General features: G+C 51.6%; 20 protein-coding genes. 12 read left to right on the top strand and 8 right to left on the bottom strand.

Going from position 1 to position 24,861, the window contains the following annotated elements:
* Positions 1-33: 33 nt before the first annotated feature.
* A complete protein-coding gene (purE, locus tag MTH_RS06665; RefSeq protein WP_048061041.1) occupies positions 34-1,038 on the bottom strand; it encodes a 5-(carboxyamino)imidazole ribonucleotide mutase in 1,005 nt (334 codons plus the stop codon).
* 153 nt (positions 1,039-1,191) lie between these two features.
* Between purE and MTH_RS06660 the strand changes: the two genes are divergently transcribed.
* Positions 1,192-2,886, top strand: coding sequence for a glycosyltransferase (locus MTH_RS06660; RefSeq protein ID WP_010877004.1), 1,695 nt, complete (start codon positions 1,192-1,194; stop codon positions 2,884-2,886).
* A 74-nt stretch (positions 2,887-2,960) separates the two neighbouring features.
* Here MTH_RS06660 and mmp11 read toward each other — a convergent pair whose 3' ends face one another.
* The 6 genes from mmp11 to hacA form a co-directional block, all read right to left on the bottom strand.
* Entirely contained in the window at positions 2,961-3,893 is a 933-nt protein-coding gene (gene mmp11 / locus MTH_RS06655; RefSeq protein ID WP_010877003.1) for a methanogenesis marker protein 11, read from the bottom strand.
* 16 nt (positions 3,894-3,909) lie between these two features.
* A complete protein-coding gene (gene ribH, locus MTH_RS06650; RefSeq protein ID WP_010877002.1) occupies positions 3,910-4,329 on the bottom strand; it encodes a 6,7-dimethyl-8-ribityllumazine synthase in 420 nt (139 codons plus the stop codon).
* Positions 4,330-4,427: 98 nt separating this feature from the next.
* Positions 4,428-5,621: a cysteine desulfurase gene (locus MTH_RS06645; protein ID WP_048061297.1), complete on the bottom strand. Its 1,194-nt coding sequence runs from the start codon at positions 5,619-5,621 to the stop codon at positions 4,428-4,430.
* Between the two features lie 5 nt (positions 5,622-5,626).
* A complete protein-coding gene (locus MTH_RS06640) occupies positions 5,627-6,607 on the bottom strand; it encodes a 3-isopropylmalate dehydrogenase (protein WP_048061040.1) in 981 nt (326 codons plus the stop codon).
* 5 nt (positions 6,608-6,612) lie between these two features.
* Positions 6,613-7,101, bottom strand: coding sequence for a 3-isopropylmalate dehydratase small subunit (locus MTH_RS06635; protein WP_010876999.1), 489 nt, complete (start codon positions 7,099-7,101; stop codon positions 6,613-6,615).
* 11 nt (positions 7,102-7,112) lie between these two features.
* Positions 7,113-8,372 carry a homoaconitase large subunit gene (gene hacA, locus MTH_RS06630; RefSeq protein ID WP_010876998.1) on the bottom strand — a complete coding sequence of 420 codons (1,260 nt, stop codon included), beginning with the start codon at positions 8,370-8,372 and terminating at the stop codon, positions 7,113-7,115.
* A gap of 303 nt (positions 8,373-8,675) precedes the next feature.
* On the opposite strand from hacA, the gene MTH_RS06625 reads away from it, so the two are divergent.
* From MTH_RS06625 to MTH_RS06590, 8 genes are all read left to right on the top strand, one after another.
* The gene (locus tag MTH_RS06625) at positions 8,676-10,544 is read left to right on the top strand and encodes an OB-fold nucleic acid binding domain-containing protein (protein ID WP_010876997.1); all 1,869 of its coding nucleotides are present in this window, start codon (positions 8,676-8,678) and stop codon (positions 10,542-10,544) included.
* Positions 10,510-11,055, top strand: a complete 546-nt coding sequence (locus tag MTH_RS10070; protein WP_010876996.1) for a replication factor A-like protein — start codon at positions 10,510-10,512, stop codon at positions 11,053-11,055. Before MTH_RS06625 ends, MTH_RS10070 begins: the two co-directional genes overlap by 35 nt.
* A gap of 52 nt (positions 11,056-11,107) precedes the next feature.
* Positions 11,108-12,043, top strand: coding sequence for a DNA repair and recombination protein RadA (gene radA, locus MTH_RS06615; protein ID WP_010876995.1), 936 nt, complete (start codon positions 11,108-11,110; stop codon positions 12,041-12,043).
* A gap of 23 nt (positions 12,044-12,066) precedes the next feature.
* On the top strand, positions 12,067-12,966 hold the full coding sequence (locus MTH_RS06610; RefSeq protein ID WP_048061039.1) for an AEC family transporter: 900 nt from the start codon (positions 12,067-12,069) through the stop codon (positions 12,964-12,966).
* Positions 12,967-13,147: 181 nt separating this feature from the next.
* On the top strand, positions 13,148-15,127 hold the full coding sequence (gene hdrA, locus MTH_RS06605; RefSeq protein ID WP_048061038.1) for a H(2):CoB-CoM heterodisulfide ferredoxin reductase subunit HdrA: 1,980 nt from the start codon (positions 13,148-13,150) through the stop codon (positions 15,125-15,127).
* 182 nt (positions 15,128-15,309) lie between these two features.
* Positions 15,310-16,581, top strand: a complete 1,272-nt coding sequence (gene glyA, locus MTH_RS06600; RefSeq protein ID WP_048061037.1) for a serine hydroxymethyltransferase — start codon at positions 15,310-15,312, stop codon at positions 16,579-16,581.
* Positions 16,582-17,292 (top strand): dihydromethanopterin reductase (acceptor), encoded by a 711-nt coding sequence (locus tag MTH_RS06595; protein ID WP_010876991.1) that lies wholly within the window; start codon positions 16,582-16,584, stop codon positions 17,290-17,292. It begins immediately after the preceding gene.
* A gap of 135 nt (positions 17,293-17,427) precedes the next feature.
* On the top strand, positions 17,428-17,817 hold the full coding sequence (locus MTH_RS06590; protein ID WP_048061036.1) for a HEAT repeat domain-containing protein: 390 nt from the start codon (positions 17,428-17,430) through the stop codon (positions 17,815-17,817).
* 67 nt (positions 17,818-17,884) lie between these two features.
* Here the strand turns inward: MTH_RS06590 and MTH_RS06585 are convergent, their stop codons facing one another.
* On the bottom strand, positions 17,885-18,256 hold the full coding sequence (locus MTH_RS06585; protein WP_010876989.1) for a DUF192 domain-containing protein: 372 nt from the start codon (positions 18,254-18,256) through the stop codon (positions 17,885-17,887).
* A 92-nt stretch (positions 18,257-18,348) separates the two neighbouring features.
* On the opposite strand from MTH_RS06585, the gene MTH_RS06580 reads away from it, so the two are divergent.
* The 3 genes from MTH_RS06580 to purL are packed head-to-tail and all read left to right on the top strand — an operon-like array spanning position 18,349 to position 24,858.
* On the top strand, positions 18,349-19,554 hold the full coding sequence (locus MTH_RS06580; protein ID WP_048061035.1) for a methionine adenosyltransferase: 1,206 nt from the start codon (positions 18,349-18,351) through the stop codon (positions 19,552-19,554).
* Between the two features lie 22 nt (positions 19,555-19,576).
* The gene (gene ileS, locus MTH_RS06575; RefSeq protein WP_010876987.1) at positions 19,577-22,711 is read left to right on the top strand and encodes an isoleucine--tRNA ligase; all 3,135 of its coding nucleotides are present in this window, start codon (positions 19,577-19,579) and stop codon (positions 22,709-22,711) included.
* 2 nt (positions 22,712-22,713) lie between these two features.
* On the top strand, positions 22,714-24,858 hold the full coding sequence (gene purL, locus MTH_RS06570; RefSeq protein ID WP_010876986.1) for a phosphoribosylformylglycinamidine synthase subunit PurL: 2,145 nt from the start codon (positions 22,714-22,716) through the stop codon (positions 24,856-24,858).
* Positions 24,859-24,861: the final 3 nt, after the last annotated feature.

Below are 24,861 nucleotides of genomic sequence, written 5' to 3'. Positions count from 1 at the left end.
ACGGCTCTTTATCCTGATCTCCATTTTTCATATTTAGAACTTAACGGAACGGCTCTTTATCCTCTTTATCCTCGATTCTATCTTTTCATCGTATATTCCAAGCATTTCAGCAGCCAGTATTGCGGCGTTACCACCGTTACCTACCCCCACCGTTCCAACAGGTACACCCGGCGGCATGTTGATCATTGAGAGGAGTGAGTCCCAGCCGTTCATCTTGAGGGGGCAGGGAACCCCTATCACCGGCCTGTCGCTGAGGGCAACAACAGCACCCGTAACATGTGCAGAGAGGCCGCTTATGGCTATGAAGAGCTTCACGTTCTCCATCTTCTCAAGGTACCTCTCAAATCTTTCAGGGTACCTTATGGGTGATATGACGTTCAGATCATAGCTTATACCCATCCTTTCGAGGAACATGGTGGTCTTCTTGGCTATCTTCATGTCAGAGTAGCTGCCAGGTATCACAGATACCATGGGGTCATCCTGGGAATCTGACGGGACCTTATCACCAATGGGAGGCATTTCAACCTCCAGGGGTGCATAGTAGGACCCCTCTATGCTGTTGAGCACCTGACATTCATCTCTCCGCACGCGTTCATAGAAACCTCTCCTTAGATCTGCAACCCTTTCCCTTACCCCGGGATCTCCTATCCCTATTATCTGGGCAGCGAGTATTGCGGCGTTTTCTCCCCTGTCTACCCCCACAGTGGCGACGGGGGCAGGGAAGGGCATCTGTGAACATGCAAAGAGGGCGTCGAGCCCTCCAAGTTTAACGTCAACAGGGACCCCTATGACGGGTCTGTGGGTGTTTGCAGATATCATGCCTGGAAGATGGGCTGATAGTCCTGCTATTCCTATGAATACCTCAACACCCGCCTTCACGGCCTCTGAGACTATTGCCTTTACCTTTTCATGTGTCCTGTGGGCTGAGGCAACCCTCAGGTCATAGGGTATCCTGAGTTCCTCAAAGATTTCCATTGCCTTTTCGGCTATCCTGAAATCAGATGCACTTCCAAGGAGTATCATCACTCTGGGCTTCATCTGGAGATTCACCTTTAACTTTATATATAGAGAATCTATCGGAGGTCATATTTAATAGATGGCACCTCCCGCAGGGACCATTTACAGGTCTTCATAACAGTATATAAGGGGATTCTACCAATAGAGAGTTACAGAGTATCAGAAGGTGTACTGATGTCATGGCTCATTCTCATGGTTGTGTTCTTTCTATGCGCTTTCAGAGCAGTGAAGGATAAAAGCCACACTGTATCGGTGGTTATACCTGCATTAAACGAGGAAAAAACAGTTGGAAGTGTAATTGAAGCAGCCAGAAAATCAGATATGGTGGACGAGGTTATCGTTGTGGATGATGGATCCACAGATAATACTGCTGGTGCTGCAGAGGATGCAGGCGCCACTGTTATAAGGCATACAAGCAACCGCGGAAAGGGGGCAGCCCTAAAAACAGGTTTCAAGCATTCCCGGGGCGACATAGTGGTCTTTGTCGACGCTGACCTTGAGAACATGACAACAGAGAAGATTGAAAGGATGATAAAACCCATAATAACGGGGAGGGCCGACCTCACAAAGACCAGATTCAGAAGAAAGGCCGGGAGGGTTACTGAGTTAACAGCCAAACCCCTTCTTAAGTTCTTCTTCCCTGAGATAAAATTTGAACAGCCCCTGAGCGGACAGTTCGCAGCTAAAAGATCGGCCCTTGAGAAGATGAAATTTGAGGAGGACTACGGGGTTGATGTTGGCATAGTACTGGACGCCGATGTCCTGGGCCTCACCGTGAGGGAGGTGGATATCGGGAACATACACCATGACATGGCGAGCCTGAAGGATCTCAATGTCGTCGCCAACGAGGTTGTTAGGACAATAGTTGACAGGGCCCTGGAGTACGGCAGAATAACCATGATGGATTCCATGGGGAAATCAATAAGGATGTGCATCCTTGGTCTATCACTCACAACCCTTGGGGTCTTCAGCATATTTTTCATAAGGGCCATACCAGCAGTCCTGGGTGTCATAATATCCCTCACAGGATTTATAATGGCGGTCTACTATTTTTTAAGGCTCATCAGGAGATCCATCTATGTTTTCAGGCGTTCAGCAGGTAAGCTTCAGACAGTGAGGTCCTTCATCTACATGCACTTCCCCATACTCATATCTGCCCTCATACTCATTGCAATGATATCAACCCTCCTTGGAGCCGTGGAGGTGGACGACGGGAAAATATCCATTGAGCCAACATCTGGAAACCTTATAATATGGAAGAAGAGCAATGAAAACAGGACATTCGATGTCAGGGGACCCTACAGAGTTGACAGTGCCCTTGAAAATGAAAATAATTCAATAAGAATTCCTGAGGAGGCCATAAACACCCTTGACCTCAATTACGGCGACCGCATATTCCTGGCCGGAGAGGCCTATACACTTAACAGGACACGGGAAGGCGAAACCAACATAATGAGGGTACCATCCGGGGCAAGGAACGCCCTGGGGCTCAATGTGGGTGATGTTATCCAGGACGGGAACCTCCGCAAGGTGTTCAGCAATGTCTATGCACTGAGAAACATCTCAGACTCAAATCTGACGGTCTACAATGGCATCATAATCCAGGATGATGATTCACCGGGGGCAGAGGTCCGGGTCTATCTGGATGACAGGATGGTTGCCCGCACCACAGGGGCAATGGAGAATGGGACCTACACAGTTTACGTGGATGGTGTTGCCGCGGGCAGGATAATATTCAGGGGCAAGGACACCGATCACAGGATTTACTGGGGAGCTCATGTAATAAAAATTGAGGTCCGGAGCGGGGCCATGGATGATATGCGCTTTGCTAAATCCTCTGAGGGCAGGTTCCTGAATGTATGGCTCTGATCAGGTGGTCTGAGTTCCCTAGCCCACCTGGATGCCTCTGAAGAGCCCCATAAGTAGCATGGATTTATTCCGTACTAGTAGTAGACCCTGGCGGCCTCCTCCGGATCATCGTAGAGTCCAAGGGCTGCAAGGGCCCCTATCTTGCCCTGAGAACCGGTAACCTCGATTAGCTCCACGCCAAGTTCCCTGGCAACCCCTTCGGCTTCCTCCACTTCCATGAGGGTCCTCTTGGATTTTGCAGAGTACTCCCTCAGTTTTTCAGGCACCACTATACCCCTCAGGACTGCCATGGCTGTCTTATCTGAGAGGGTGTTATCCCTGAGGAGGTCCCTTACCAGGGCCACCAGTTTATCTGCTTCACCGGGTCTGACTGCAAATGCAAGGGCAACCGACACACAGTTCTGTGTCTTGTGTGGGTTGTGGGGGTAGAGCTGTACCGTGACATGGTCGATGTACTCAAAACCCTGTTTTCTGGCCTCCAGTCCTATGTTGTTTGCAAGGGTCCAGGTGGCCCCGCTCTCTGGCGTGTCTGTGTCATCTATCCCGATAACAACCTTCTCAAGGCGGGGGGTTATAACAGCGGCCCGGCCCGGCTTTGAACCACCACCGACCTCGTAGAGTTCTATCCTCTTAACACCCTCAGCCATGCCCCGGCACATGGCGGCGCCGACACCTGCACCTGCAAGGCCTGCATGCACAACACGGACCTCATCACCCTCAACCGCCACCTCCTCTATTCCAGCGGCGTTAAGGCTGGCCTGGAGTTCTATGGGAGCTTTACCTGTACGTGCAAGGTAGCTGTGCCTGTTACCGTCTCTCCGGGCCCTCTCTATGAGTCTGCTGGATCTCTGGTACTGGTATATCATCCACTCTGACCCTGAAACGCAGGGGTGGTACTCCAGGATCTCAACCATGTCCCTGTCCACCATTGTGAGGACCTTCCGGTATGGTGAGATCCAGGGGTCCTGGAACCTCTCCTTCAGGTCAGATGGCCTGAGTATCTCCATGGAAGCTCCCCGGAAACTAAATATCCTCTTTAAGTCTTCTGTACATTTTAACAGCTGCCTCAACAGCCCTCTTGGCGTAGTCAACGCGCTGGTGGGCCTCGAGCCTCGTCATTCCGGGTCCTGATATTCCGAGGGCCACGGGCTTGTCATAATCAAGGGCCAGGTCGGCTATTTTACGTGAGGCGTGCTGCACGACTATCTGGTCATGGTCGGTGGCTCCCTCGATGACCGCCCCTAGGGTTATCACGGCGTCTATCTCATCTTCCAGAAGGAGTTTCTTCACTGCAAGTGGCATGTCAAACACGCCGGGTACAGCAATCACCCTGGTTATCTCTGCATCAAGGAATCTGGCATGTTCCTTTGCAAGTTCCAGCATCATATGGGTTATGTCATAGTTAAACTCAGCTACAACAGCCCCTATCCTGACTTTTTTCATTCAATACCTCCATTTAGAGTACAAGTGCACCTGCAATGGTACTCAGGACCATTATTATCACTATCAGTAATGCTATTGCCTGTGCCTTATTCATTAAATCACCCCATCCCTGCTATTTCCTCGAGGGTCTCTCCGAGGAGCTGGATTTCCTCTGATGTGTTGTAGTAGTGTATGGATGCCCTGACGGTGCCGCCGGTTTCATGGAGCGCCAGGTGCTTCATTGCAGGTATAGCGCAGTGGTGACCACTTCTAACACAGATCCCGGCGGTTTCGTCAAGAATCTTTGCAACGTCGTGGGGGTCCATGTTATTTATGTTGAAGGAGAGGATACCATAAATATTTTGGGGGTCACCATAGCATTCAATACCATCGATGGATGAAACGGTAGCGTGGAGTTCCTCTGTCATCTTCATGCCATGTTTCTGGATCCTCCTGATTCCTATCCTGTTCATGTAGTCTATTGAGGCACCGAGGCCTATGAATCCTGCAATGTTGAGGGTGCCGGCCTCAAACTTCGCCGGGAAGTCCTCGAGCACATATCCGTCCTCTGAGACATCAAGCACCGTACCTCCCCCCAGCATCAGGGGTTCAAGTTCTCCCTGGACATCAGTGCTGCAGTAGAGGAATCCCGTGCCAACAGGTCCCAGGGTCCCCTTGTGTCCAGGGAATGCTGCGAAGTCAGCCCCAATGGCCCTCACATCAACCTCCATGTGGCCTATCGACTGGGCGGCATCAACCAGGTAGAGGGCCCCCACGTCATGGGCTATCCTCCCTATCTCCTTCACGTCCTGCACCGTACCGAGGGCATTGGAGATGTGGGTCACGGTGACGAGCCTTGTGGTCTCATCAACGGCGTCCTCTATTCTGCCGGGGTCCACCACTCCCCCTTCATCTGCCTTCACCACCCTCACATCAACTCCCCTCTCACGGAGCCTCAGCCAGGGGAGGAAGTTGGAGTGGTGTTCGATGTTTGGCACAACAACTGAGTCCCCCTTCCTGAACCTGAGTCCCCCCGCCACGATGTTGATGGCCTCAGAGGTGTTCTTGGTGAATACTATCTCATCACTGGAGGCGTTTATGAACCCAGCCACCTTCTCCCTGGCCTCCTGGAGTTTCCTGGTGGCCCTTAGCACCAGGGAGTAGGCCCCCCTCCCGGTGTTGGCATTGTATTCCTTAAAGTATTCTGTCATGGCCCTGACAACCGGGAGTGGAGTGGGGGTTGTGCTGGCAGCGTCGAGGTAGACATGATCCCTGAGGAGGGGTATGTCTCTCCTGACGTCCTCTGTACGCATGAATATCAATCCTCCAGGTGTCTGGCTATCTCGGCAGCCATCTCCATGGTGCCAAGCTTCCCACCGAGGTCCGGTGTCACAAGACCCTCTGCAAGGGTTTTTTGGAGTGCTTTTTCTATTTTTTGGGCTTCTTGTTTTTTGTTGAGGTGTTTTAGCATTAGTGTGGTTGTTAGTATCATGGCTGTGGGGTTGGCTATGTTTTTTCCTGCGATTTGGGGTGCTGATCCGTGCACTGGTTCGAATAGTGCGTTTTTTTCTCCTATGTTTGCTGATGGTGCGAGTCCGAGTCCTCCGATGAGTCCTGCGGCTTCGTCTGATAGTATGTCTCCGAATAGGTTGGTTGTGACGATGGTCTGGAATTCCTGGGGCTGGGTTATGAGGTACATTGCTGTGGCGTCCACGTAGTAGTCGGTGGCCTCCATCTGGGGGTATTCTGATGCCACTTTATAGAATTCGTCTCTGAAGATTCCGTCGGTTTTTTTGAGTACGTTGGCCTTGTGGACTGCTGTTACCTTTTGCATGCCCTCTTTCTGGGCGTACTGGAAGGCGAATTGGCTGATTCTCCTGGAGGCGGTTCTTGTTATGATTCTTTTTGCAACGGCGCCCTCAGGGGTGTACTCCTCGTCACCGACATAGAGGTCCTCGGTGTTCTCCCGCACAATCACAAAGTCAAGGTCCGGGTAGAGGCAGGGGACACCTGGCAGGGACTTAACAGGCCTCAAATTCGCAAAAAGATCAAATTCACGCCTCAGGCGGACTATAACGTCAGCTGCGCTTTCACCCGCAGCCCCGAAGAGGGTTGCCCTGGCTTCACCCACGGCTTCAAGGGTCTCCTCTGGCAGTGCCGTCCCTGTCCTTTTAAGGCAGGCATCACCGGCATCTGCATGTATGAATTCAAGGTCAAGGTCGAGGGTGTTCAGGATGTGGAGGGCTGCCTCCATCACCTCCACTCCGATTCCATCACCGGGTATGACTGCTATCTTCATTGATTTCACCCTTTAAAGTCTCCCTTTTTCTTGAGGTAGGGTATAAGACCACCCTTCTCGAGTATCTCAACCATGAAGTCCGGGAGTTTCTTGAAGGGGAATTCATCATCTCCCCTTATTATAACACCCCTATCGAGGTCCACCTCTATCTCATCACCCTCATTGAGTTTCTCTGTTATCCCCGGGGCCTCAAGGAGGGGTATTCCAACGTTTATGGCGTTCCTGTAGAATATCCTTGCAAAGGACTCTGCGATTACCGCGGCTATCCCGGCACCCTTCAGGGCCAGGGGGGCGTGCTCCCTGGATGAACCGCACCCGAAGTTTTTTCCGGCGACGATGAAGTCACCGGGTTTCACCTTTGACGGGAATTCAGGGTCCAGACCCTCCATCACGTGTTCCCTCAGCTTCTCAGGGTCCCTCATTACAAGGTACCTTCCGGGTATGATTATGTCAGTGTCCACGTCGTCCGGGAACTTCCAAACCTTTCCTTTCATTACCATCACCTCTACTTCAGACTCCCAGGGTGGGTTATGCTGCCCTTCACTGCAGATGCGGCTGCCACGGCTGCTGAGGAGAGGTAGACCTCTGCTTCGGGGCTTCCCTGCCTCCCCCTGAAGTTCCTGTTTGAGGTTGAGAGGCTCACCTCCCCTGGTCCGACCAGTCCAACGTGTCCTCCGAGGCAGGGGCCGCAGCAGGGGTTGCATACCAGGGCTCCTGCATCCACGAATATCTCAATCAGTCCCTCGTCAAGGGCCCTGCGGTAGACCTCCCTGGAGGCAGGTATGACGAGCATCCTGACACTGTCTGAGACCTTCCTGTTCTTCAGTATGGCGGCAGCGTCCCTGAGGTCACTGAGCCTTCCATTTGTGCATGAACCAAGGAAGACCTGGTCTATCTCTGTCCCCTCCACCTCGGTGACGGGTTTCACATTGTCCACATTGTGTGGACAGGCGACCTGGGGTTCAAGGTCACTCACGTCGACCTCCATGACACTGAGGGATGGAGCGTCAGGGTCTGTTTTGAAGACCCTCCAGGGTTTACCTGACCTCCTCCTGACATAGTTCAGGGTTTTTTCGTCAGGTTCCACGATTCCTGTCTTACCACCCATCTCTATTGCCATATTTGAGAGGACCATACGGTCGGATACACTCATTTCTGCAACGGTTTCACCTGCAAATTCACAGGCCATGTAGGTTGCGCCATCGGCACCAACCCTCCCTATTATGTTCAGTATGACGTCCTTTGCATAGACGTGCTCCCTGAGTTTTCCCCTCACATCAAATCTCAGGGTTTCAGGGACCCTGAACCAAAGTTTCCCAGTTGCAAATACCATGGCCATATCTGTTGAACCTATACCCGTTGCGAAGGCTCCGAGGGCCCCGTGGGTGCAGGTGTGGGAGTCTGTACCCACCACGACCTCACCGGGCACAACATGGCCCTTCTCAGGGAGCACCTGGTGACAGACGCCTTCACGAACGTCATAGAAGTTCCGTATTCCCTGCTCCTCTACGAAGTCCCTCATTATCATGTGGTTCTGGGCGGCTTCAATGGAGTCTGCAGGGACCTGGTGATCGAATATCACAACGATTTTTTCAGGGTCCCAGACCCTATCCTCACCTATGGCCCTGAAGGACTCAACCGACAGGGGACCTGTGAGGTCATGGGTCATCGCAACATCTATATCCGCCATAACTATTTCACCGGCTTCCACCCTATCCTTACCTGAAGCCCTGGCAAGTATCTTCTCAGAAACAGTCATAGACATCTTCTATCCTCCTTTAGCAGAATAATTGAAGGGTTCATAAAGGTTCCAGCAAGTGGTCCATGGGGCAGTCTGTGAAAATTAGAGCCTCTTTAACCTTCTGATGTCCCCATATGTTCACTGGATAACTGTCTTTCGCCTTCATACTGAAAAACTCGTCTGAATTTTACATCTATATTTTCACCCGGCCCTATAAATACTTTGATAATAAGATTTAAATATATAGTAATAACTTATTAGTTTTCAGGAGCTCACCAAGTCTTTTATAGACGGGGCGTGATATTATTAATCAAGTGAGGGACCAAAATGAAGGAAGAATTGAAGAGGGAATATGAAAGAATTAAGGACAGGATCTCCCCTGAGGAATTTGAGGAACTCATAGAAAAAAAGAAAGAGGAATTAGGGGACATAGGATTCATGGATGACCTTACCATTGCATCGACAGTCGTTGATGATATCCTGAAGGAAAAAAACACCATGCTATCCGAGAAACCCGAACACAGGATGGACACAATATCCAAGCTTGAGGAGGGAGCCGAAACCCCTGTGACAGGGAGGGTCATGAAGATATCAAGCCCCAGGACCTTCACCACCAGGAAGGGAAGGGAGGGGAAACTCGCCAACGTGATAATCGCAGATGATACAGGTGAACTCAGGGCAGTGTTCTGGACAGAGAACATCAAGCTCCTCAAGAAATTCAGGGAGGGCGATGTGATAAGGATAAAGGATGTTAACATAAGGGGAGGATTCGGCGGCAGGAAGGAGGCCCACCTCATGCCAAGATCCACCGTGGAGGTCCTTGACCCCGAGGACTACCCTGAATTCCCTGAGTACCGTGAGGAGATAACCCCGATAGGAGATCTGGTGGAGGATGATGAGGTCAATGTCATAGCAAGGATCACAGGAGTATCCCGTGTAAGGACCTTTGAGAGGGACGGAAGGGAGGGCAGGTTCATCTCCCTGGACATCATGGATGCAACGGGTTCAACGACCTACACCCTCTGGAACAATGACGTAAACCTCGTTGAGGAACTGGGACTGAAGGAGGGTGATGCAGTGAAGATACTCTGGGCCCAGCCAAGGAGAAGGGACGATAAGGTTACCCTCACCCACACCAGCCTCACAAGGGTGGTGCCGGGTGAATACGATGTACCTGAATTCAGGGAGGAGCTCGTGAAGATAGGGGACCTCCATGAGATGAGAAACGTCACTGTGATGGGCCTTGTGACAAAGGTCAATGACCCGGTAGAATTTGAGAGAAACGACGGCACAACAGGTTCTGTGAAGTCCATTGAGATAGCCGATGACACGGGATCTGCAAGGGTAACCCTCTGGGATGAGGATACACGCATCAAAATCAACAAGGGGGATATCATCAGGATATCAGGTGCCAATGTCGAGTTCGATGACTTCAACCAGTCCTACAGGATAAACACGAACTTCAACACCCGCATCACCCTCAACCCTGAATCCGACGGTGCACTGCTGAAGGTCCTTGAGGAGTACAGGGAACAGATGAGGCCAATGAAGATATCTGAGATACTTGAAATGGAGGATGAGGGAGAGGAAGTCGATGTCGTTGGAAGGATCTTCAGCCTCAGTGACCCCCGCGAATTTGAGAGGGAAGACGGGACCGGAATCGTGAGGTCAATGGAACTTGCCGATGAGACAGGCAAGATAAGGATCAGTCTCTGGGATGAAAAGGCCGAGAAACCCATGAATATCGGCGACGCAGTCAGAATAGAAAACGCACGCATAAGGCTTGGACTCTACAGCGTGGAACTCAGCGCCGGACGAACAACAAGGATAGTGAACCCCCTGCCAGAGGACATGGAGGACCTTCCATCCTTTGAGGAACTTGAGGAGATGCTCTATCAGACAAAGAAAATAGCCGACCTCGAGGAGGACGACAGGAACATAAGGATAATTGCAAGGGTCGTTGACCTCTTTGAACCCAGGGAGTTCCAGAGGGGTGACGGCACCCCCGGACTTGTGAGGACAGCTGAATTCGCTGATGACACGGGATCAATAAGGGCCAGCCTCTGGGACGATGCTGCTGAGAAACCCCTGAGCATAGGGGACCCCGTCAAGATAGAAAATCCCCGGGTGGTTTTCAGGGATGATATGGGTGGTGGAAGACTTGAAACTCAGCATAGGAAACAGTTCAAGGATTGAACCGGCCAGCGAGAGGGACCTTGAGGGTCTCCCATCCTTCGATGAACTCCAGGAGATGCTCTATCCCCACCGTGATATTGCGGATCTGGATGAGGATTCAAGGAACGTCCTCATAGAGGGTGAGCTGATCGAGATGTCAGGAAGACGGATTCTCTCCATAAAGTGCCCATCCTGCAATGAGAGGCTTGATCTCAGCGATGAGAACATATGCAACTTCTGCGGGGAACTGGTGGATGAACCACGCTACCTCCTCATGATCCCCGGGAGGATCATGGACGACACCGGTGAGGTCATGATAACCTTCTTTGGAAGGGAGGCAGAGAGTATCCTTGAAATGACAACAGATGAGGTTGTGAACATTATCAACCAGTCTGCAGATGAATCTGCACTTGAAGAACGTGTGGAGGATCTGAATGGAGTAACCGTGAGGGTTATTGGCAATGCAGATATGGATGTTTACAGCGAGGAGCTAAGGTTCATACCCAGAAAGGTCGTAAAGAAGGAACTTTAATTTACCGACGATCCATGCTTAATGAATATTTAAAGATTTAAGGGAGATTAAAATGGTTGAACTGGAAGATCTACCAAATGTAGGGGCTAAAACAGCACAGAAATTAAGGGACGCAGGTTTCGGTGACATGATGCGTCTTGCAACAGCCACAGCCAAGGAACTCTCTGTGAAGGCAGAGATTGGTGAGGGCGTGGCTGAAAAGGTGATAGAGGCTGCCAGAAGGGCTGAGAAGATAGACTTTGAAACAGCCTTCGATGTCATGGAGAGACGGAAGGATGTGGGGAGGATCACAACGGGGAGCAAGGCCCTCGATGAACTGATAGGTGGCGGAATCGAGACACAGGCAATAACCGAGGTTTTCGGAGAATTCGGGTCAGGTAAGAGTCAGCTGTCCCATGAACTTGCAGTCACGGTTCAGCTGCCAGAGGAGAGGGGAGGACTGGATGCTGAGGCTGTTTTCATAGACACAGAGAACACATTCCGTCCTGAGAGGATTGAGCAGATAGCAAATGCCTTTGAACTTGACCTTGAGGAGGTTCTGAATAAGATACACATTGCAAGGGCCTTCAATTCCAGCCACCAGATCCTCATGGCAGAGAAGGTCAATGAGCTCATCCAGGAGGGTAAGAACATACGCCTTGTGATTGTGGACTCCCTCACCGCCCACTTCAGGGCAGAGTATGTGGGTAGGGAGGCCCTTGCAACAAGGCAGCAGAAACTCAACCAGCACCTTCACACCCTTCAGAACATAGCAAACACCTATAACGCCGCGGTATTTGTCACAAACCAGGTCCAGGCCAGACCGGATGCGTTCTTCGGAAGCCCCACCAAGGCCATAGGTGGACACGTGCTTGGTCACGCCGCAACCTACCGTATCTGGCTCAAGAAGGGGCTTGCAGGTAAGAGGATAGCCAGGCTGGTTGACAGTCCCCACCTGCCCGAGGGTGAGTGTGTCTTCAAGATAACAACCGCGGGTATCGTTGATTAAACCAGATTTATTTTTTGATTTTTATGGGTTCCACTGAGACTGTACTGTCGGTGCTGGTTCTTGTCCTCCTTGGTTACATCCTCAAGGTCCTCGGGGTTCTCGGGGAGGAGGATGCATCCACCCTCAACCGGGTTGTCATCAATGTGGCCATACCATCCCTCATATTCACGTCCCTCTACCGGGCAGACCTATCAGGGATCTCAGACCTTGTACTCATACCGGTTATCTGCATGATTACGGGCACACTCTCTGGAACGATTGCATATCTCTGGGCAAGGAGAAGAGGACTGGATTCAGGTAAAACATGGGGTTTAACTGTAGCTGCAGCGATGATGAACTCCGGTTTCCTGGGTTACCCGGTCACAGCAGGGATATTCGGCTCAGAGGGACTTGTGAGGGCCATATTCTATGACACCGGCACCACACTGATGTTCACGTCCCTCGGACTTCTTCTATCACACATCTCTGGAGGTGAGGGTTCCAGAATCATGAAGAGGGCCGTCTTCTTCCCTCCTCTCTGGGCCTTCCTGCTGGGGGTCATCTTCAACCTCTGGGGACTTCCCACAGGCATTGCCGGCACCATCCTCGGATACCTCTCAGGGGCGGCGGTTCCGCTCATAATGATATCCCTGGGCCTTACACTCAACTTCAGATTTTTAAGGCATTCGGTGGCCGATGCGACCCTTGTCAGTGGTCTCAGGCTCCTCATATCTCCACTCATGGCAGCCGGGATCTCCTATGTCCTTGCATTCAGGGGACTTAACTTCTCTGTCACGGTACTCGAGGCTTCAATGCCCTCTGCAATGCTTGCAGCGGTACTTGCAATTGAGAACGACCTGGACGTGGACCTTGTATCATCATGCATATTCATGAGTACAATCCTAAGTCTCGTGTCGTTACCCCTCTGGTCAGTTGTGCTCTAAAAAGTCACAGCAAAATACACACAGAATAAACATTTATTTAATATACCTGAAAAAAACTGAGGAAAGTGTAATAGTATATAAACCTTACTTAAAGTTTTTGATAGAAATATTTATTTAGCACTGTGGTATACCTTACATCAACTGACTATCATTGCTAGATACCCCTATGCAAGGTGATCTAATGGCAGAAGAAAAAAAAGAAGAAACAATGGAAGAACCAAGAATTGGTGTTTACGTCTGCCACTGCGGTGTAAACATCGGCGGTGTGGTTGACATAGAAGCTGTCAGGGACTACGCTGCAAAATTACCCAACGTTGTAGTTTCAAAGGACTACAAGTACTACTGTTCAGACCCAGGTCAGCTCGAGATACAGAAGGATATCAAGGAGCTCGGACTGAACAGGGTTGTTGTGGCTGCATGTTCCCCAAGGCTCCACGAACCAACCTTCAGGAGATGTGTTGAGGAAGCAGGACTCAACCAGTTCCTCTTCGAATTCGCAAACCTCAGGGAGCAGGACTCATGGGTGCACATGGACGACCCTGAGGGTGCAACAGAAAAGGCCAAGGACCTTGTGAGGATGGCCGTTGCCAAGGCAAGGCTCCTGGAACCTCTGGAGGCATCAAAGGTCAGTGTGGATGACAAGGCCCTCGTCATCGGTGGTGGGGTTGCAGGTATACAGACAGCCCTTGACCTTGCTGACATGGGATTCAAGACCTACATGGTTGAGAAGAGGCCAAGTATCTCAGGAAGGATGGGTCAGCTCGACAAGACATTCCCGACCCTCGACTGTTCAATGTGTATCCTCGCACCTAAGATGGTGGACGTCGGTAAACATGACAACATTGAACTCATAACCTACGCTGAGGTTAAGGAAGTTGACGGTTACATAGGTAACTTCAAGGTCAAAATCGAGAAGAAACCCAGATACATAGATGAAGATCTGTGTACCGGATGCGGTTCCTGTGTCGAAGTATGTCCGATTGAAATGCCAAACTACTTCGACGAGGGAATCGGTATGACCAAGGCGGTCTACATACCATTCCCACAGGCAGTTCCACTCTGCGCAACCATCGACAAGGACTACTGTATAGAGTGCATGCTCTGTGATGAGATCTGTGAGAGGGGAGCCGTTAAGCACGACCAGGAACCAGAGGAAATCGAAATCGAAGTGGGTACCATAATCGTGGCCACAGGATACGATGCCTACGACCCAACCGAGAAGCTCGAATACGGTTACGGCAGACATACAAACGTAATAACCGGTCTTGAACTTGAAAGGATGATCAACGCTTCAGGTCCAACCGATGGTAAGGTCATCAAACCATCAGACGGTGAAAAACCCAAGAGGGTTGCCTTCATACACTGTGTCGGTTCAAGGGACGAACAGATCGGAAAACCATACTGTTCCCGTGTCTGCTGCATGTACATAATGAAGAACGCACAGCTCATAAAGGACAAGATGCCTGATACCGAGGTCACACTCTACTACATGGACATAAGGGCATTCGGTAAAGGATTCGAGGAATTCTACAAACGTTCACAGGAGAAATACGGAATCAAGTTCATCAGGGGACGACCTGCTGAGATCCTCGAAAACCCTGACCTGACACTCACAGTGAGATCAGAGGACACACTCCTCGGTAAGGTCACAGAGTACGACTACGACATGGTTGTACTCGGTGTGGGACTTGTCCCACCAGAGGGCTCTGAGAAACTCAGACAGACCATAGGTCTATCCAAATCTGCAGACGGATTCCTGATGGAAGCTCACCCAAAACTCAGGCCGGTTGACACACTGACAGACGGTGTGTACCTTGCAGGTGTTGCTCAGGGTCCAAAGGACATTCCTGACGCTGTTGCACAGGCATCAGGTGCAGCTGCACGTGCAGCAATACCAATGGTTAAGGGTGAAGTGGAAATCGAGCCAATAGTCGCCGTGACAGACTCCGATGTCTGCGGTGGATGTGAGGTCTGCATAGAACTGTGTCCATTCGGTGCCATAAGCATAGAGGAAGGCCATGCAAACGTTAACGTGGCCCTCTGTAAGGGATGCGGAACATGTGTGGCAGCATGCCCATCAGGTGCCATGGACCAGCAGCACTTCAGGACCGAGCAGATCATGGCCCAGATCGAAGCTGCACTCAACGAACAGGCAAAATAGATGGGTTAACCCCATCAAATCCTTTATCCTTTTTCTAACTTACATAATACTCCGAGCAATCGGATTCGGAATCCCCCCAGCTATCAACACGCGTTTTTTATGTTGACATCGCAACTGGTAATGGAAGTTAACACCAATTTTATATTGTCATTGCAACTATTTTCCTATTGGAGATGATTTTCATGGTCAGCAATCAGGATTATACCGAGAAGATCAGACAGCTTATGAAGGACCATAACAGCTGGATGGAGTCAAGCATTAACCTCATAGCAAGTGAAAACATAACGAGTTCACGGGTGAAGGAGGCACTCCTCTCGGATCTATCCCACCGATATGCAGAGGGCCTCCCCGGTGAAAGACTCTATGAGGGATGCAGGTACATCGACGAGATTGAAGAGTTAACAATTGAACTTTCAAAGAGGCTCTTCAGGGCGGAACATGCGAACGTCCAGCCAACATCAGGTGTCGTGGCAAACCTCGCCTGTTTCTTCGCCACAGCAGAGGTGGGCGACCCCATAATGGCCATGGAGGTCCCCTACGGAGGACACATATCCCATGCCAGGGTCAGCGCAGCCGGTGTAAGGGGTTTCCAGATATACACACACCCCTTTGACTTTGAGAACATGAACATAGACGCCGATGCAATGAAGAAGAAGATACTGGAGGTTAAACCAAGGATAATACTCTTCGGCGGAAGCCTCTTCCTCTTCCCTCACCCTGTGGAGGAGGCTCTTGAGGCCGCCGAGGAGGTGGGGGCAAGGATAATGTACGATGGTGCCCACGTCCTGGGCCTCATTGCAGGGGGCTACTTCCAGGACCCACTACGTGAGGGCGCCGACATGCTTGTTGGAAGCACCCACAAGACCTTCCCGGGCCCACAGGGCGGTATAATCCTCTGCAGGGAGGAACTTGCAGCTGACATAGATGAGGCGGTGTTCCCCGGACTTGTGAGCAACCACCACCTCCACCACGTGGCCGGCCTTGGGATAGCAACGGCAGAGATGCTGGAATTTGGAGCTGAATATGCAGCCCAGACAATCAATAATGCCAGGAAACTCGCTGAAAACCTCCATGAACTCGGATTCAACGTGTTATGTGAGCACCTTGACTTCACAGAGTCCCACCAGGTGGTGATGGACGTCTCTGATATTGGAAGGGCAGCAGAGATCTCAAAGAGGCTCGAGGCCAACAACATAATACTCAACAAGAACCTCCTCCCATGGGATGATGTGAACAGGTCAGATGACCCATCAGGGATACGCATAGGTACACAGGAGATAACAAGGAGGGGCATGAAGGAGTCAGAGATGTCAGAGGTTGCAGAGTACATCAAGAGAGTTGTTATGGACGGAAAGGATGTCAGGGACGAGGTTGCAGAGTTCATGTCATCATATACCCGGGTCCACTACGCCTTTGAGGACTCGGAGGCCTACAAGTACATGGAGATCCAGTAGATGAGGATTGCCTGGGCATTCACAGGTGCAGGCCACCTCCTCCTTGAAAGCGTCGAGGCCCTTGAGGCCATGGTTGAAGGGGGACACGAGGTGACCATTCTGCTCTCAGGCGCAGCGGAGGAGGTCCTGAGGATGTACGGCCTCCTTGAAAGGGTTAAAAGACTTTCAGGGGGTTACTACCGGGAACTCATAACCGAGGACCAGGAGGGCTACAGTTTCCCCATAACAGGTAGGCTTTCCATGGGAAGATACGATCTCCTGGTGGTCTCACCTGTAACCTCCAACACCGTGGCCAAGGTCGTCCACGGCATAGCAGACACCCTTGTCACCAATGCAGTTGCCCAGGCAGGCAAGGGTGGGGTGCCGGTTTACTGTGTACCCGTTGACCTTGAGGAGGGCGACGTTGAGACGGTTCTGCCATCAAAACTTGAACTTGAACTCTGCAGAGGATGTGAACCATGTCTTGCAGCTGCAGCATGCCCCGAGGACGCCATAGTTCCGGGTGTTGAGATAAGACTACTCAGCTGCAGGGGCTGCGGCGCCTGCAGAACAGCCTGTCCCCACGGCGCGGTCTCAGGGGGCCGGATCATAACCATACACATGAGGGAAGTGGATATAAGGAACACAGCAAGACTCGCTGCAATGGATGGAATAAGGGTTTTCGCAAAACCCGGGGAGATTCTGGAGAACATGGCGCACAGTCATATCTAAGCAGGATAATACAAAAACCATCCGGCAGCTATTCAAACACCGAAAGGCACCCTGATCAGTCTTAATAATAGACAATAAAAAAAACCAAAAAACTTAATTTTTTTCAGGACCATATAAACCTCAGGGGTGTTTTTTATGGAGGGTAAACGAATAGATTTTCTTCTGGAGGAACTCCGGAACCCGGACTGGGTCGTGCGTGAGGATGCCGTGGAACTACTTGCAGAGGTGGCTGACCCACGTGCAGTGGGGCCACTCATTGAAGCCCTTGATGATGAGGACTACCATGTGAGGGAGGCTGCAGCGCTCGCCCTTGCAACCTTTGATGATAGGATGGCGGTTGAACCACTCAGGGAGCACCTCTCGGATGATAAACCTGGAGTCAGATATGCGTGTGCACTGGCCCTCGGGATACTGGGTGATGAGGATTCAATCCCGGACCTTGAGGAGCTCCTTGATGATGAGAGCCCGATGGTTAGGAGGGTGGCTGAGGTCGCCATTTCTGAGATAAGGAAACGTGCAGCTTAGTTCTGAGTTCTGCTCTGGCTGTTGCTATCCGGTATGAGCATCTGGCAGATCACCTACTGAAATCATATCAGGACTGCAGGTCCCTGAATTCGATTGTATCCCCAACCCGGGTCCCTGAATCCCTGATCTTTCCCTCCCTGAGTTCTATAACATACCTTGCGGGTTTCCTGGGGTTGTAGATCTGCCATGGCCTGAGGGTTACACTGTCAACGACCCGCATATCTCCATCAACAAATAAAACGTCCAGCGGGACAAGCATGAAGAACATGTGTATCCCTGAGCCATACCTCCCCCTCCCCACAGGTATCTCCAGCACAAGTCCGGTTTCAACGTCCCTGCGTAGCATCAGGCCCCTGAAGCGTGACATGAATGTCCTGGCAAATCTGACGGCACCCAGACTGGTGCCCCGCGTCTTATTAATGACCTCTCTCTTCATCATAATTTCTCCTGAACTGGATGTATATACTTATTTATATCATCACCCCAAAACCATAAACCATTACTGTGGATATTCATCAGGAGGTTATCACTGTGAGAAATATTATCGTTGAACCCCTTAACCAGACACCAATCGAGGATCAGAAGGTGGAGATAGTTGAAAGGAAGGGCATAGGGCATCCGGACAGTATAAGTGACGGGATCGCGGAATCAGTGAGCAGGGCCCTATGCAACGCCTACCTTGACAGGTTCGGTGCAATAATGCACCACAACACCGACGAGGTTCAGATAACAGCCGGCGAATCAGCCCCCCAGTTCGGAGGCGGCGAGGTCATAAAACCCATGGAGATACTCCTCACAGGGAGGGGCATAGCAGAGGTTGATGGTGAGAAGATAGGCCTCGACAGGATAGCCATCTCAGCGGCCAAGGAGTACCTGAGGGAGAACATACTGAACCTTGATGTTGAAACCTGCGCCGTGGTTGAGTGCAAGATCGGCCATGGCTCAGGGGACCTCAGGGATGTATTTGCCAGGAAGGGCAGGGCACCCCTCTCAAACGACACATCCTTCGGTGTTGGATTCGCTCCCTTCTCAGAGACAGAGAGGATAGTCATGGAGGCAGAGAACCTCCTGAACTCACCCGAATTCAAGAAGAAGCACCCTGCCGTTGGTGAGGACATAAAGGTCATGGGGCTCAGGGAAAATGATAACATCACACTCACGGTCGCCTGTGCAATGGTTGACAGGTACGTCTCAGACCTCGAGGAGTACCTGGAGGTCAAGAACGTTGTGAGGGATGAGGTCTTCAAAATCGCCTCAAAACTCACAGACAGGAACCTTGAGGTCTTTGTCAACACCGCCGACCGCTGCGAGGATGATGAACCCTCAGTCTACATCACTGTAACAGGGACCTCCGCAGAGATGGGTGACGATGGATCAGTTGGAAGGGGTAACAGGGCCAATGGACTCATAACACCCAACAGGCCAATGTCAATGGAGGCAACATCAGGTAAGAACCCCATAAACCATGTGGGTAAGATCTACAACCTCCTCTCAAACCAGATGGCCGGAGATATAGTTGAAAGTGTTGAGGGTGTTAAACAGGTCCACATAATGATACTGAGCCAGATAGGAAAACCGATTGACCATCCAAAGGCTGCAACAGCCCAGGTGATCCTTGAGGACGGGTATACAATGGATGAAGTCACAGGGAAGGTTTCAGGTGTCATGGACGCCTGGCTGGAGGACATACCCAGCATAACCGAGATGTTAGTGAAGGGACAGCTCAGGACCTTCTAATATCCAGCTGAGGGAGAAACACATGCCAATCCAGGAAGCCGAAAAATCCTACAGACCCCACAGGATCGAGGAGAAGGTCCAGAGTTTCTGGGAAGAAAGGGACATCTATGAACGGGTGAAGGAACTGAGGGAGGATAGGCCACGCTATTCATTCCTTGACGGCCCACCCTACTGCAGTGGAAGGATTCACCTCGGCACAGCATGGAACAAGATAATGAAGGATACATACCTCCGCTTCAAGTCAATGAAGGGGTTCAATGTCAGGAGGCAGCCTGGATGGGACACCCACGGTCTCCCCATCGAACACAAGGTCGAGGGACTCCTTGGTGTCAGGAGCAAGAAGGACATTGAGGACAAGATTGGAATCGAGGAATTCGTCAACAAATGCAGGGAATTTGCAGTTGAGAATAAGGCAGTCATGACAGGCCAGTTCCAGCGTCTGGGTGTATGGATGGACTGGGATGACCCCTATGTAACCTTTGACCCCGCCTACATGGAATCATGCTGGTGGACCCTCAAAAGGGCCCATGAAAAGGACCTCCTTGTGAGGGATCTGAGGGTCATAACCTGGTGTCCACGCTGTGAAACAGCCCTGGCCCTGGCAGAGATCGACTACCATGATAAGGAGGACCCATCAATCTATGTGAAGTTCCCTGTTTCAGGGGACACCCACATACTTGTATGGACAACCACGCCCTGGACTCTCCCTGCGAACATGGCGGTTGCGGTCCACCCGGACTTTGAATACGCCTACGCACGCCTTGATGGAGAAACCTACATAATGGCAGAGGCTCTGGTCGAGAAGGTTCTTGGTGAAGAAGCCGAGATCCTGAAAAGGGTTAAAGGGACCGAACTAGAGGGTTTAACCTACAGGCACCCCCTCGATGATGAGGTACCCCTCCACAGGGAGATTGAACACAGGGTGATCCTGGGGGACCACGTAACCCTGACAGAGGGGACAGGCTGCGTCCACACAGCACCGGGGCATGGTCCAGAGGACTTCGAGATAGGTAAGAAGTATGGTCTTGAGGTCATCTGTCCGGTGGACGAGGCAGGCATCTTCACAGAGGAAGCAGGAAAGTACTCTGGCCGCTTTGTCAAGGATGCCGACGAAGACATAATAGCTGACCTCAGATCAAAGGGTCTGCTCCTGAAGGCCGGGACCATAAGCCACAGGTACGGGTTCTGCTGGAGGTGCAAGACACCAATAATATACCTTGCAACAGAGCAGTGGTTCCTCAAGATAACCGAGATAAAGGATAAGATGCTGAGGGAACTTGACAGGGTCCAGTGGGTCCCCTCATGGGCAGGGGAGAGCAGATTCAGGAACTGGATAGAGAATGCACGTGACTGGACCATCTCAAGGCAGAGGTACTGGGGAATACCCATACCAATATGGATATGTGAGGAATGTGACAGCATACACGTGGTTGGATCCATAGATGAACTCAGGGAGCTGGCGGTGGAGGGAGAACTCGAGGGAGACTTCATCCACAGGCCCCACGTGGACAGGATAGTCCTTGAATGCGGTGAATGCGGTGGAAGGATGAAGAGGACACCTGACGTCCTGGATGTCTGGATAGACTCCGGGGTGGCTGGCTGGGCAGCCCTCCACTACCCCTCAGAGACAGAACTCTTCAGGGAATGGTTCCCCTACGACTTCATAACCGAGGGCCATGACCAGACCCGTGGCTGGTTCTACTCACAGCTGGGATGCGGTGTCATAGCCCTGGATGAGGTCCCCTACAGGAGGGTCCTCATGCACGGCTTCACCCTGGATGAAGAGGGCCGTAAGATGAGCAAATCCCTGGGAAACGTTGTTGAACCCGAGGATGTCATAGAGAAGTATGGTGCAGACGTCCTGAGATTCTATCTCCTCTGGGAAAACAAGCCATGGGAGGACCTCAAATTTGTATGGGATGAGCTCAGGAACGTCAACAAAATGTTCAACATACTCTGGAATGTCTATGTATTCGCAACAACCTACATGTCCCTTGACAGGTTCCAGCCAGGAGACCACAGTGCTGAGGATCTTAGCTTCAGGGATGAGGACCGGTGGATCCTCTCAAGGATCAACTCCGTGGCCCTTAAGGTCACAGAGGCCATTGAAAACCTCCACTTCCACAGGGCCACCCGTGAAATCCATGACTTCATAGTGGAGGACCTCAGCCGCTGGTACATAAGGCTGATAAGGAGCCGCACCTGGATAGAGAGGGACGACCCCGATAAACTCGCAGCCTACCACACCCTCTACACGGTCCTCAAGACCCTCATAGTCACCCTATCACCGATGGCACCCCACGTATGTGAGGACATCTACCAGAACCTTGTAAGGGGAGCTGAACCGGATTCACCAGAGAGCATACACATGCTTGACTGGATCCTGGATGAGGGGGCAGTTGACAGCCAGCTTGAGGCCGATATGGATATCGTCAGGGAGATAATAGAGGCCTGCGCAAGGGCCAGGGACACAGCAAGGTACAAGCTCAGATGGCCGGTCAGGGAGATGGTGGTGGTGTCTGAGGATGAAGGTGTTCTGAAGGCCGCAGAGTCCCTCAAGAACGTCATAGCAGAGCAGGCCAATGCAAAGTCCATCAAAACCTCAACGGAGTTCCCTGACATGAAAATAATAGCCAGGCCAAATCCAGCAACCCTGGGGCCCAGGCTTAGGCAGGACATTCCCCTGGTGATGAGGGAACTGGAAGGCGCAGACGGATCAGCAGTGAAGGCTGCACTGGACTCCGATGGTGAGTTCACGGTTGAAACTGATGGCAAGAAATTTAAACTCACATCTGAGGATATTGTATTTGAAACAGAGCTTCCAGAGAATATAGTGAGCGCTCAGTTCGATGGGGGAAGCGTTTTCATCGACACAGAGCTCACACCTGAGATCATGAGCGAGGCAATGGCCCGGGAACTTGTAAGGAGAATCCAGGATATGAGGAAGGACCTTGACCTGGACGTTGAGGCCAGCATAGAGGTGTCAGTTAAATGCAGCGAAGAATTCAGGGAACTCACAGAACCCCAGAGGGAGTTCATAGAGAACGAGGTGAGGGCCAGCACACTATCCTTTGATTACTCTGAACTCGAATACACCAAGGAATGGAAGATATCAGACGAAAACCTGATAATATCAATAAAACCTGCAAAGGTGTGAAAATGGTTTTAACCGATTCTGAAATGGAATTTATAAGGAAGGAGCTTGGGAGGGACCCCAACCCCCTCGAGTACGGGATGCTGGATGTCATGTTCTCGGAGCACTGCTCCTACAAGAGCAGCCGACCGGTCCTGGGCCTCTTCCCTACAGAGGGCGAGGATGTCATAATCGGCCCGGGTGATGATGCAGGTGTTGTGGAGATAACCGATGAACTGGCACTGGTCATCGGAATTGAAAGTCACAACCACCCCTCAGCCATAGAACCCTATGGTGGCGCAGGTACAGGTATAGGGGGCATATTAAGGGATATAATCTCAATGGGGGCCATGCCGGTGGCTCTCCTGGACTCACTCCGTTTCGGATACCTTGAGGACCAGAAGTCAAGGTACCTCTTTGAGCACGTTGTCAGGGGAATATCAGACTACGGGAACCGTGTGGGCGTACCAACAGTTGCTGGCGAGGTCGAATTCGATGAAAACTTCCAGCTGAACCCCCTCGTAAATGTTATGTGCGCGGGACTTGTACCTAAGAATGATATAAAGCGGGGAATCGCCCCCCGCCCCGGCGACGTCTTCCTCCTCATGGGGGGAAGGACAGGAAGGGACGGGATACATGGGGTCACCTTCGCATCCGAGGAGCTCACAAGTTCCTCTGAACTCGAGGACCGCCCCGCGGTCCAGGTGGGGGATCCCTTCACAAAGAAGATGGTCATGGAGGCAAGCTTCGAGATAATGGATGAGATAGAGGTCTCAGGAGTCAAGGACCTTGGAGGGGGAGGTCTGACCTGCTGCATCTCCGAACTGGTCGCCAAGTGTGACAACGGTGCAAGGGTCAGCCTCGAGGCCATACCACTGCGGGAGGAGGGGATGACCCCCTATGAGATCATGCTATCAGAGTCACAGGAGCGCATGATCTTCGTGATGGCACCAGATGATGTTGAGGCTGCAATGGAAATCTGCAGGAAATATGAGTTACCAGCAGCGGTTATAGGTGAGGTTACAGACACAGGCAGGATGATCGTTGAGAGCGAGGGCGAGGTCATAGCTGATCTACCAGCAAAGCTCCTGGCGGACCCTCCAGTGGTTGAGAGGGAAGCCAGAAAGCCCCAGCTACCGGAGGGACAGGTGGAGGTTAAGCATCCCCCCCTTAAGGACACACTCCTGAAGCTGATATCATCACCAAACATTGCAAGCAAGCGCTGGGTTTACAGGCAGTACGACCATGAGGTCCAGATAAGGACCGTCGTAAAACCAGGGGACGATGCAGCCGTCCTGAGGGTTGATGGCACAACAGGGGTTGCACTCACCGTCGACTGCAACAGCATCCACACGAAGCTCGACCCCTACGGTGGAGGCGCGGCCTCGGTCGGGGAGGCCATAAGGAACGTTGTATCAATGGGGGCCTGGCCTGTCTGCATAGTTGACTGCCTCAACTTCGGCAACCCAGAGAAGCCTGAGGTATTCTGGCAGTTCAGGGAATGTGTGAGGGGCATGGCTGATATGGCAGAAACCTTCAGCACCCCCGTTATAAGTGGTAACGTGAGCTTCTACAATGAGACAGAGGGCGTCACCGTGAACCCATCCCCTGTGGTGGGTGTGGCAGGTAAACTATCCCTTGATAGCATAAAGACCTTGGACTTCAAGGACGAGGGGGAGGAGATAGTGGTCATCGGGGAAACAGGGCCGGAACTGGGCGCATCAGAGTACCTGAGGACAGTTCATGGTATCGTGGATGGAAAACCCCCTGAAACAGATCTTAAGGCAGAGTTTGAAGCTGCAAAGGCAGTTAAGGAGATAATCGACGGGTCCGGAAATAAGGTGACAGCGGTCCATGACTGCTCAGCCGGGGGAATAGCTGTGGCAGTGGCTGAGATGGCCATAAAGTCAGGCATCGGGGCCAGGATAGACCCCATGAAGATCCCTGGCAGATTCAGGAACATCCACGAGGCCCTCTTCTCAGAGTCCAATGGAAGGTACATAATGACCGTGAGGGGATCAGCCAGGGACATACTGGGCGGGCTGGATGTCCCATGGGCTGTTATTGGAACCACCGGCGGCAGGACCCTTGAATTCGGCGATGTGGCCCTGGACATCTCGGAACTTGATGATGCCTATCACGGCGTGATTGAGGCATACATGTCCACATAGGTG

The sequence above is a fragment of the Methanothermobacter thermautotrophicus str. Delta H genome (assembly GCF_000008645.1).
Taxonomy (GTDB): Archaea; Methanobacteriota; Methanobacteria; order Methanobacteriales; family Methanothermobacteraceae; genus Methanothermobacter; species Methanothermobacter thermautotrophicus.
This window is presented reverse-complemented; position numbering and strand designations above follow the sequence as displayed.

What these genes read in the sequence shown, in the direction of transcription:
- purE (WP_048061041.1), bottom strand. Translation starts at nt 1,038, where the DNA reads ATGAAGCCCAGAGTGATGATACTCCTTGGAAGTGCATCTGATTTCAGG.
- MTH_RS06660 (WP_010877004.1), top strand. Translation starts at nt 1,192, where the DNA reads ATGTCATGGCTCATTCTCATGGTTGTGTTCTTTCTATGCGCTTTCAGA.
- mmp11 (WP_010877003.1), bottom strand. Translation starts at nt 3,893, where the DNA reads ATGGAGATACTCAGGCCATCTGACCTGAAGGAGAGGTTCCAGGACCCC.
- ribH (WP_010877002.1), bottom strand. Translation starts at nt 4,329, where the DNA reads ATGAAAAAAGTCAGGATAGGGGCTGTTGTAGCTGAGTTTAACTATGAC.
- MTH_RS06645 (WP_048061297.1), bottom strand. Translation starts at nt 5,621, where the DNA reads ATGCGTACAGAGGACGTCAGGAGAGACATACCCCTCCTCAGGGATCAT.
- MTH_RS06640 (WP_048061040.1), bottom strand. Translation starts at nt 6,607, where the DNA reads ATGAAGATAGCAGTCATACCCGGTGATGGAATCGGAGTGGAGGTGATG.
- MTH_RS06635 (WP_010876999.1), bottom strand. Translation starts at nt 7,101, where the DNA reads ATGAAAGGAAAGGTTTGGAAGTTCCCGGACGACGTGGACACTGACATA.
- hacA (WP_010876998.1), bottom strand. Translation starts at nt 8,372, where the DNA reads ATGTCTATGACTGTTTCTGAGAAGATACTTGCCAGGGCTTCAGGTAAG.
- MTH_RS06625 (WP_010876997.1), top strand. Translation starts at nt 8,676, where the DNA reads ATGAAGGAAGAATTGAAGAGGGAATATGAAAGAATTAAGGACAGGATC.
- radA (WP_010876995.1), top strand. Translation starts at nt 11,108, where the DNA reads ATGGTTGAACTGGAAGATCTACCAAATGTAGGGGCTAAAACAGCACAG.
- MTH_RS06610 (WP_048061039.1), top strand. Translation starts at nt 12,067, where the DNA reads ATGGGTTCCACTGAGACTGTACTGTCGGTGCTGGTTCTTGTCCTCCTT.
- hdrA (WP_048061038.1), top strand. Translation starts at nt 13,148, where the DNA reads ATGGCAGAAGAAAAAAAAGAAGAAACAATGGAAGAACCAAGAATTGGT.
- glyA (WP_048061037.1), top strand. Translation starts at nt 15,310, where the DNA reads ATGGTCAGCAATCAGGATTATACCGAGAAGATCAGACAGCTTATGAAG.
- MTH_RS06595 (WP_010876991.1), top strand. Translation starts at nt 16,582, where the DNA reads ATGAGGATTGCCTGGGCATTCACAGGTGCAGGCCACCTCCTCCTTGAA.
- MTH_RS06590 (WP_048061036.1), top strand. Translation starts at nt 17,428, where the DNA reads ATGGAGGGTAAACGAATAGATTTTCTTCTGGAGGAACTCCGGAACCCG.
- MTH_RS06585 (WP_010876989.1), bottom strand. Translation starts at nt 18,256, where the DNA reads ATGATGAAGAGAGAGGTCATTAATAAGACGCGGGGCACCAGTCTGGGT.
- ileS (WP_010876987.1), top strand. Translation starts at nt 19,577, where the DNA reads ATGCCAATCCAGGAAGCCGAAAAATCCTACAGACCCCACAGGATCGAG.
- purL (WP_010876986.1), top strand. Translation starts at nt 22,714, where the DNA reads ATGGTTTTAACCGATTCTGAAATGGAATTTATAAGGAAGGAGCTTGGG.